Origin of the sequence: Streptomyces sp. SM1, from assembly GCF_002910825.1 — a bacterium.
GTDB lineage: Bacteria > Actinomycetota > Actinomycetes > Streptomycetales > Streptomycetaceae > Streptomyces > Streptomyces okerensis.
Window position 1 is genome coordinate 1 of sequence record NZ_NEUB01000755.1, and the last position, 1,252, is coordinate 1,252.

General features: G+C 69.6%; 2 protein-coding genes. One reads left to right on the forward strand and one right to left on the reverse strand.

The features are described 5' to 3' along the window. Positions 1-523: transposase (locus B9S61_RS22800; protein ID WP_181007444.1), on the forward strand; the 523-nt coding region annotated here is incomplete at its 5' end. Between the two features lie 425 nt (positions 524-948). Here the strand turns inward: B9S61_RS22800 and B9S61_RS22805 are convergent. After that, positions 949-1,252: transposase (locus B9S61_RS22805; protein WP_146064897.1), on the reverse strand; the 304-nt coding region annotated here is incomplete at its 5' end.

Below are 1,252 nucleotides of genomic sequence, written 5' to 3' on the forward strand. Positions count from 1 at the left end.
CTCGGCACAGGCCAAAGCCGCGAGCGGCTTCGACAAGGCCGCCTTCACCGTCGACTGGAAGACCCGCCAGGCCCGCTGCCCCGAAGGACGGACCAGCAGCGGCTGGTATCCCGTCACCCAGCACGGCCGCGACGCCATCGTCGTGGAATTCGCCAAGGCCGACTGCCGCACCTGCCCCTCCCGCGGCAAGTGCACCGCAGCGGCCCGCGGCAACCGCATGCTCACACTGCGGCCGAAGGAACTGCACGAAACCCTCGCCGCCGCCCGCGCCGAGCAGAAGACCGACTCCTTCAAGACCCGGTACAAGCTGCGGGCCGGGGTGGAGGGCACCGTCAACCAGGCCCTGGACGTCACCGGGATCCGCCGGGCCCGCTACCGCGGACTGCCCAAGGTCCGCCTCCAACACGCCTTCTCCGCCACCGCTATCAACATCGTACGACTCGACGCCCACTGGGCCGGGCAGCCCCTGGACCGCTCACGCAGCAGCCACCTCACCCGACTCAGCTACAAACTCGCCAGTTGACACACGAATTGCGCACCAGAGTCCGGAGCAGCTACAAAGCCACCACCAGCATCGAAATCCTCGCGGCCACCAGCCCTTGACAACACAACCCAGACGCAAACTTCACGGCCTTGGGACTAGCCTGCGGCGCCGCTGTCCCTCCGGCGGGGGTGGGGAAGCGCCCGGCGGGTGGGTGGGCCGGTGCCGGGTCGGGGGTTTCCGTCCTCGGACTGGCGCGGAATGGGTGACTCGGTGGAGCCGAGGGTGTTGACACGCCAGTCGCTGCGGGCGGACACCCCCGCCCCGTCCCCTTCCCGCCGCACGCGGCCGCCCCGTCCCGCTCCCCGCTCTCCGCGGACAGTCGTGCCTCCCCCAGAGGGGGGGTGCCTCTATGTCCTTCGTCAAGGCACCCTTGTCGGGTTTGGGGTGGTTCGGTGTTGCTGGGGTTATGCGGCGAGCTCGACGTCTTTCGGTGTCCGGGGTTCGTAGAAGGTGCCGTCGCGGAGCATGGCGAACAGGACGCTGATGCGCTGGCGGGCGAGGCGGAGGAGGGCTTGGGTGTGGGTCTTGCCGCGGGCTCGCTGGCGGTCGTAGTAGGTGCGGGAGGCCGGGTCGGCGTTCATGCAGGCGAAGGCGGACAGGAACATCGCCCGTTTGAGTTGCCGGTTGCCGCCTCGGGGTGCGTGTTCGCCGTGGATGGAGGTGCCCGACTGCTTCGTGGTGGGGGCCAGTCCGGCGTAGGAGGCGAGG